Below are 7,502 nucleotides of genomic sequence, written 5' to 3'. Positions count from 1 at the left end.
TATATAATACATCATTTTTAGAGTCGCAATTTTTATTAATTATAATGATTATTGTTTTTTCAGTACTATCTTACTTGATGACTTCGGGTATGTTGATTTCGTGGATTCAAAATTATTCAAAATAAGATGATAGGAGTTTAATAATTTAAAAAATCATCTTTAGCCAACGTGCCATGTTGACCTTGATTGAAAAAGGCATGACCCGTGAGCAAGCCTATGACTTGGTACAACCAAAAACAGCCTATTCTTGGGACAATCAAGTAGACTTCAAACCATTGCTAGAAGCAGATCCAGAGGTGACATCACGCCTCACACAAGAGGAAATCGATGAGATTTTTAACCCTCTTTACTATACCAAACGGGTGGATGATATTTTTGAACGTCTTGGATTAGGATAATTAGAAAAAATCGAATTTCTATTACTCCATTTATAGGAGTAGCAGAACTTCGATTTTTTCTTTTTTATTAAAGTGCTTTTGAAAAAATAACCAATATTTTATAATATGTTGAATATAGAATAGTATACTGTGACTTCTAAAATATTACTAGAAATTCCTTTAAATTTCCTAATCGATTTATCCATATTTTATTTCAATCTACTATGTTATATAATAAGCATAGAAAAAGCCCAAGCGATTAGGCTCAGGCTTTCTTCTTAGTGATCACGGTCACATGAGATGAATTTAATCTTGTAATAATCAGATCGTTTGTAAGTTTCACTGTATCCTAAAACTTGACCAGTTGATTCGAGTTTGGTAATTTTAGTTTGTAGGACAGTAGGGAATTGTTCATCGACTCCGAGGACTGAAGCCGCATGTTCTGGAGTTGGAAAGACTATTTCGTTGATTTCTTCAAAGTGTTCATCATTCATGTGAATGTGGTAGTCTAACTTGAAACGGTTATAGATAGAACTATAGTATTCAAGGTTTGGATAATTTGCGTTGATATATTGTTCTGGGATGTAGGATGTATGGTAGATATAAACGACACCGTTTGATTCGCGGACACGTTCAATCTTGTAGTAGAATTGATCGCCGCGTAGACCCAATTTTTCCAAGTAAACGAGCTTGTTTCCGCGTTCAATTGAAAGAACAGTTACCTTATCATCTTTAGCATTAAAGAGTTCAATATCTGAAAACTCTACAAGCTTGTGTTTGCGTGCACGTGAAACGAAGGTTCCTTTTCCTTGTTGGCGGACAATATAGCCATCTTTAGCAAGGTCGTTTAAGGCGCGGACAACTGTGATAGAACTGACATCGTACATTGAAATGAGCTCTGCTTCAGTGTAAAATTTATCTCCACTGCTAAACTGCCCAGAGATGATTTTATTTTTTAATTCGTCTTTTATGTATTGATATTTGGGAATTGCCATATTTTTACCTCTATTTTCCTTCTCCATAGAAAATTTTACCATAAAAGCGAAAAAAATAGTAGTCTTTTGAATAAAAAATTAGAATAATAGTTTGAAAAATTAAGCTACATAGGCATTTCACGTATTTTATAAATGTATTTTATACAAAATTATTTTAGGTTCTCTATTCCGAATTTAAAGAGCGTTTGAAATGGGTCTGAAAATGTTTGAAACTAATTGAACGTGTGTATAATAGTAAAATTCTAGCAAATATTCCGACAATTTCTATTGACAATTCAAACAGATTGGTTTATAATTACCATAACAACAAATGAAAGCGTAAACTTTCGCGGTCAGAAGGTAGTTTTATGACACGATTTGAGATACGAGATGATTTCTATCTCGATGGAAAATCATTTAAGATTTTATCTGGCGCCATTCATTATTTTAGGGTTCCTCCAGAAGATTGGTATCATTCGCTCTATAACTTGAAGGCTCTTGGCTTTAATACGGTAGAGACTTATGTTGCTTGGAATTTACACGAGCCTCGTGAGGGCGAGTTTAACTTTGAAGGGGCTCTGGATTTGGAGAGGTTTCTTCAGACAGCACAAGATTTGGGTCTCTACGCTATCGTTCGTCCGTCACCCTTCATCTGTGCGGAGTGGGAATTCGGTGGTTTACCAGCCTGGCTCTTAACCAAGGATATGAGGATTCGTTCCTCAGATCCTGCTTATATTGAAGCTGTCGGTCACTATTATGACCAGCTCTTGCCACGACTGGTTCCACATCTGTTGGACAATGGTGGCAATATCCTCATGATGCAGGTTGAAAATGAGTATGGTTCTTACGGAGAAGATAAGGCTTATCTGAGAGCGATTCGACAGTTGATGGAAGAGCGTGGCGTAACCTGTCCCCTCTTTACATCAGATGGTCCATGGCGAGCTACTCTGAAAGCTGGAACCTTAATCGAAGATGACCTCTTTGTAACAGGAAACTTTGGTTCTAAGGCACCTTACAACTTTTCACAGATGCAGGAATTCTTTGATGAACATGGCAAAAAATGGCCGCTCATGTGTATGGAGTTCTGGGATGGTTGGTTTAATCGTTGGAAAGAACCGATTATCACACGGGATCCAAAAGAATTAGCAGATGCAGTTCGAGAAGTTTTGGAGCAAGGCTCTATCAATCTTTACATGTTCCACGGTGGTACAAACTTTGGCTTCATGAATGGTTGTTCGGCTCGAGGGACTTTGGACCTGCCACAAGTTACATCTTATGATTATGATGCCCTTCTGGATGAAGAAGGAAATCCAACTGCCAAATATCTGGTAGTAAAGAAGATGATGGCAACCCATTTCCCAGAGTATCCGCAGTTAGAACCACTCTACAAAGAGAGTATGGAGTTGGATGCTATTCCACTAGTTGAAAAAGTTTCCTTATTTGAAACCTTAGATAGCTTGTCCAGTCCGATAGAAAGTCTCTATCCTCAAAAGATGGAGGAGTTGGGACAAAGCTATGGCTACCTACTCTATCGAACAGAAACAAACTGGGATGCAGAAGAAGAAAGACTTCGTATCATTGACGGTCGAGATAGGGCTCAGCTTTATGTCGATGGTCAGTGGATTAAAACCCAATATCAGACAGAGATTGGGGAAGATATTTTTTATCAAGGTCAAAAGAAAGCGTTATCTAGGATTGACATATTGATAGAAAATATGGGGCGTGTCAACTACGGTCACAAGTTCTTAGCGGATACGCAACGTAAGGGAATTCGGACAGGGGTTTGTAAGGATTTGCATTTCTTACTAAACTGGAAACACTATCCACTCCCACTAGACAATCCTGAGAAAATTGATTTTTCAAAAGGATGGACTCAAGGACAACCAGCCTTTTACGCTTATGACTTTACAGTCCAAGAGCCAAAAGATACTTACCTAGACTTGTCTGAGTTTGGTAAGGGAGTTGCCTTTGTCAATGGGCAGAATCTAGGACGTTTTTGGAACGTCGGCCCAACTCTCTCACTTTATATCCCTCATAGCTATCTCAAGGAAGGTGCCAACCGCATCATTATCTTTGAAACAGAAGGTCAATATAAAGAAGAGATTCATTTAACTCGTAAACCTACACTAAAACACATAAAGGGGGAAAACTTATGACAATTGTAGGATGCCGTATCGATGGACGTTTGATCCACGGACAAGTAGCCAATCTTTGGGCTGGAAAACTAAATGTTTCACGCATTATGGTTGTAGACGACGAAGTTGTCAACAACGATATTGAAAAGAGTGGTTTGAAACTTGCGACACCACCAGGTGTGAAATTGAGTATTTTGCCAATTGAAAAAGCGGCAGCCAATATTCTTGCTGGTAAGTACGATAGCCAACGTCTCTTTATCGTGGCTCGTAAACCAGACCGCTTCCTTGGCTTGGTCGAAGCAGGTGTACCACTTGAAACCCTCAATGTTGGGAATATGTCTCAAACACCAGAAACTCGTTCTATTACACGTTCTATCAACGTAGTAGACAAGGATGTGGAAGATTTCCACAAACTGGCAGAAAAAGGTGTTAAACTTACTGCTCAAATGGTTCCAAATGATCCAATTTCAGACTTTTTGAGCTTATTAAAATAGGAAAAAATTTTTAGGAGGTCATTGTTATGATACAATGGTGGCAAATTTTACTTCTCACTTTGTACTCAGCTTATCAAATCTGTGATGAGTTGACGATCGTTTCATCTGCAGGTTCCCCTGTATTTGCTGGTTTCATTACTGGTTTAATCATGGGAGATGTGACTACTGGTTTGCTTATCGGTGGTAACTTGCAACTGTTCGTTCTTGGGGTTGGTACTTTCGGTGGTGCTTCTCGTATCGACGCAACTTCTGGTGCGGTTCTTGCGACAGCCTTCTCTGTTTCACAAGGAATTGATGCACCGCTTGCAATTACTACAATCGCTGTACCAGTAGCAGCTCTCTTGACATACTTCGACGTTCTTGGTCGTATGACTACTACCTTCTTCGCTCACCGTGTGGATGCTGCAATCGAACGCTTTGACTATAAAGGTATTGAACGCAACTACTTGCTTGGTGCGATTCCTTGGGCTCTATCTCGTGCCCTTCCAGTCTTCTTTGCCCTTGCTTTTGGTGGTGCCTTTGTGCAACATGTAGTAGACTTAGTGACAGAATACCAATGGATTGCAGATGGTTTGACACTTGCAGGACGTATGCTTCCAGGTCTTGGATTTGCAATCTTGCTTCGTTACCTTCCAGTTAAACGTAACCTTCACTACCTTGCTATGGGATTCGGTTTGACAGCTATGTTGACTGTTCTTTACTCATATGTAACAGGTCTTGGTGGCGCTGTTGCTGGTATCGTAGGTACTCTTCCTGCTGAAGTTGCTGAAAAAATTGGTTTCGTGAACAACTTCAAAGGTTTGTCTATGATTGGTATTTCTATCGTAGGTATCTTCCTTGCAGTGCTTCACTTCAAAAATAGCCAAAAAGTAGCTGTAGCAGCACCTTCTACACCATCAGAAAGTGGGGAAATCGAAGATGACGAATTCTAATTACAAACTTACAAAAGAAGATTTTAATCAAATCAACAAACGTAGCTTGTTTACTTTCCAATTAGGTTGGAACTACGAACGTATGCAAGCCTCTGGTTACCTTTACATGATCTTGCCTCAATTGCGTAAAATGTATGGGGATGGCACTCCTGAATTGAAAGAAATGATGAAAGTTCATACTCAATTCTTCAATACTTCACCATTCTTCCATACCATTATCGCTGGTTTTGACCTTGCCATGGAAGAAAAAGATGGTGTGGGTTCAAAAGACGCCGTTAACGGTATCAAGACAGGTTTGATGGGGCCATTCGCTCCTCTTGGAGATACAATCTTTGGTTCACTTGTACCTGCTATCATGGGGTCAGTCGCAGCAACTATGGCTATCGCTGGCCAACCTTGGGGTATCTTCCTTTGGATTGCAGTTGCAGTTGCTTATGACATCTTCCGTTGGAAACAGTTGGAATTTGCTTACAAAGAAGGGGTTAACCTTATCAACAACATGCAAAGTACCTTGACAGCTTTGATTGACGCTGCATCTGTACTTGGTGTCTTCATGATGGGTGCTCTTGTAGCAACAATGATCAACTTTGAAATTTCTTACAAGTTGCCAATCGGTGAAAAGATGATTGATTTCCAAGACATCTTGAACCAAATCTTCCCACGTTTGCTTCCAGCAATCTTTACTGCCTTTATCTTCTGGTTGCTTGGTAAGAAAGGTATGACTTCTACTAAAGCTATCGGTATCATTATCGCTCTTGCAGTAGGTCTTTCTGCCCTTGGTCACTTTGCATTTGGAATGTAATTCCTTATGACCAAATCATTAATTTTGGTGAGCCATGGTCGCTTCTGTGAGGAGCTTAAAGGTAGCACAGAAATGATTATGGGCCCACAAGACAACATTTACACAGTGGCTCTTCTTCCAGAAGATGGCCCAGAAGACTTTACTGCAAAATTTGAAGCTGCTATTGAAGGGTTGGATGATTTCCTAGTCTTTGCGGATCTTCTCGGTGGGACACCTTGTAACGTGGTCAGTCGTTTGATCATGGAAGGTCGTGACATCGAACTTTATGCAGGGATGAATCTTCCGATGGTGATTGAATTTATCAATGCTAGCCTTACAGGCGCAGATGCGGACTACAAGAACCGTGCTGCAGAAAGCATTGTGAAAGTTAATGACCTGTTAGCGGGCTTCGATGATGACGAAGATGAATAAGATGTGACTTAGAGCATTTTATATAGAATATACATGGGAATGGGGCTTACTCCCATTCCCATCTTTAATAGAAAAAGAGGAACTCAATGCTACATTATACAAAAGAAGACTTGATTGAATTGGGTGCAGAAATCACTACACGTGAAATCTACCAACAACCAGATGTATGGAAAGAAGCTTTTGAATCTTATCAAGCAAAACGTGAAGAAATTGCAGCCTTCCTACAAGGGATTGCTGATAAACATGACTATATCAAGGTTATTTTGACAGGTGCTGGGACTTCTGCTTATGTGGGAGATACCTTGGTACCTTACTTTAAGGAAGTCTACGACGAACGCAAATGGAATTTCAATGCTATTGCGACCACCGATATCGTTGCCAATCCAGAAACTTATTTGAAAAAAGATGTGGCGACTGTCCTTGTATCCTTTGCTCGCAGTGGGAACTCGCCTGAAAGTGTGGCGACTGTTGATTTGGCCAAAGCCTTGGTAGATGAGCTTTATCAAGTGACGATTACTTGTGCGGCAGATGGTAAATTGGCTCTTCAAGCTCATGGAGATGACCGCAATCTCTTGCTTTTGCAACCAGCTACCTCTAATGATGCTGGCTTTGCCATGACTTCTAGCTTTACATCTATGATGTTGACAGCACTCTTGGTCTTTGATCCTACAGAATTTGCTGTGAAAGCTGAACGTTTTGAAGTTGTGTCTAGTCTTGCCCGTAAAGTTTTAGATAATGCAGAAGATGTCAAAGAGCTTGTTGATTTAGACTTTAACCGTGTCATCTATCTAGGAGCTGGTTCTTTCTTTGGACTTGCTCATGAAGCTCAGCTCAAGATTTTGGAATTGACAGCTGGCCAAGTGGCGACCATGTATGAAAGCCCAGTCGGCTTCCGTCACGGTCCAAAATCATTGATCAACGAAGATACAGTCGTTTTAGTTTTTGGTACAACGACAGATTATACTCGTAAGTATGATTTGGATTTGGTTCGTGAAGTTGCAGGTGATCAGATTGCTCGTCGTGTTGTGCTTTTGAGTGATCAAGCCTTTGGTCTTGAAAATGTCAAAGAAGTGGTCCTTGGTTGTGGCGGTGTCTTGAATGATATTTATCGTGTCTTCCCTTACATCGTTTATGCTCAACTCTTTGCCCTATTGACTTCACTCAAGGTTGAAAATAAACCTGATACACCGTCTCCTACAGGTACAGTAAACCGTGTGGTACAAGGTGTCATCATCCACGAATATCAAAAGTAATACTCTTCGAAAATCTCTTTAAACCATACTAGTGTCGCCTTGCCGTAGGTATATGATACTGACTCTGTCAGTTCTATCCACAACCTCAAAACAGTGTTTTGAGCTGACTTCGTCAGTTCTATCT

At 40.1% G+C, this 7,502-nt stretch carries 7 protein-coding genes and 1 pseudogene; 7 read left to right on the top strand and 1 reads right to left on the bottom strand.

What is annotated here, in order from left to right; genetic code table 11:
• Positions 1-152: 152 nt before the first annotated feature.
• Positions 153-398 (top strand): annotated as a pseudogene (locus SMIDD26_RS09470) (adenylosuccinate lyase); the annotation flags it as partial.
• Positions 399-655: 257 nt separating this feature from the next.
• Here the strand turns inward: SMIDD26_RS09470 and SMIDD26_RS09465 are convergent.
• A complete protein-coding gene (locus SMIDD26_RS09465) occupies positions 656-1,372 on the bottom strand; it encodes a GntR family transcriptional regulator (protein ID WP_061439975.1) in 717 nt (238 codons plus the stop codon).
• Between the two features lie 347 nt (positions 1,373-1,719).
• Between SMIDD26_RS09465 and SMIDD26_RS09460 the strand changes: the two genes are divergently transcribed.
• The 6 genes from SMIDD26_RS09460 (at position 1,720) to SMIDD26_RS09435 (ending at position 7,378) form a co-directional block, all read left to right on the top strand.
• Entirely contained in the window at positions 1,720-3,507 is a 1,788-nt protein-coding gene (locus SMIDD26_RS09460; protein WP_061439934.1) for a glycoside hydrolase family 35 protein, read from the top strand.
• Positions 3,504-3,980, top strand: a complete 477-nt coding sequence (locus tag SMIDD26_RS09455; protein WP_000156958.1) for a PTS sugar transporter subunit IIB — start codon at positions 3,504-3,506, stop codon at positions 3,978-3,980. Before SMIDD26_RS09460 ends, SMIDD26_RS09455 begins: the two co-directional genes overlap by 4 nt.
• Before the next feature lie 26 nt (positions 3,981-4,006).
• Entirely contained in the window at positions 4,007-4,912 is a 906-nt protein-coding gene (locus SMIDD26_RS09450) for a PTS mannose/fructose/sorbose/N-acetylgalactosamine transporter subunit IIC (protein ID WP_050235418.1), read from the top strand.
• A complete protein-coding gene (locus SMIDD26_RS09445; protein WP_050235419.1) occupies positions 4,899-5,714 on the top strand; it encodes a PTS system mannose/fructose/sorbose family transporter subunit IID in 816 nt (271 codons plus the stop codon). The genes SMIDD26_RS09450 and SMIDD26_RS09445 overlap by 14 nt, the downstream gene beginning before the upstream one ends.
• Before the next feature lie 6 nt (positions 5,715-5,720).
• The gene (locus SMIDD26_RS09440) at positions 5,721-6,125 is read left to right on the top strand and encodes a PTS sugar transporter subunit IIA (protein WP_078905660.1); all 405 of its coding nucleotides are present in this window, start codon (positions 5,721-5,723) and stop codon (positions 6,123-6,125) included.
• An 86-nt stretch (positions 6,126-6,211) separates the two neighbouring features.
• Positions 6,212-7,378: an SIS domain-containing protein gene (locus tag SMIDD26_RS09435; RefSeq protein WP_061439933.1), complete on the top strand. Its 1,167-nt coding sequence runs from the start codon at positions 6,212-6,214 to the stop codon at positions 7,376-7,378.
• The last annotated feature ends 124 nt before the right edge of the window (positions 7,379-7,502 follow it).

The sequence above is a fragment of the Streptococcus mitis genome (assembly GCF_001579035.1).
GTDB classification, from domain to species: domain Bacteria; phylum Bacillota; class Bacilli; order Lactobacillales; family Streptococcaceae; genus Streptococcus; species Streptococcus mitis_J.
The sequence above is the reverse complement of the archived record's forward strand: the minus strand, read 5'-3'. Positions and strand labels throughout refer to the sequence as shown.

What these genes read in the sequence shown, in the direction of transcription:
- SMIDD26_RS09465 (WP_061439975.1), bottom strand. Translation starts at nt 1,372, where the DNA reads ATGGCAATTCCCAAATATCAATACATAAAAGACGAATTAAAAAATAAA.
- SMIDD26_RS09460 (WP_061439934.1), top strand. Translation starts at nt 1,720, where the DNA reads ATGACACGATTTGAGATACGAGATGATTTCTATCTCGATGGAAAATCA.
- SMIDD26_RS09455 (WP_000156958.1), top strand. Translation starts at nt 3,504, where the DNA reads ATGACAATTGTAGGATGCCGTATCGATGGACGTTTGATCCACGGACAA.
- SMIDD26_RS09450 (WP_050235418.1), top strand. Translation starts at nt 4,007, where the DNA reads ATGATACAATGGTGGCAAATTTTACTTCTCACTTTGTACTCAGCTTAT.
- SMIDD26_RS09445 (WP_050235419.1), top strand. Translation starts at nt 4,899, where the DNA reads ATGACGAATTCTAATTACAAACTTACAAAAGAAGATTTTAATCAAATC.
- SMIDD26_RS09440 (WP_078905660.1), top strand. Translation starts at nt 5,721, where the DNA reads ATGACCAAATCATTAATTTTGGTGAGCCATGGTCGCTTCTGTGAGGAG.
- SMIDD26_RS09435 (WP_061439933.1), top strand. Translation starts at nt 6,212, where the DNA reads ATGCTACATTATACAAAAGAAGACTTGATTGAATTGGGTGCAGAAATC.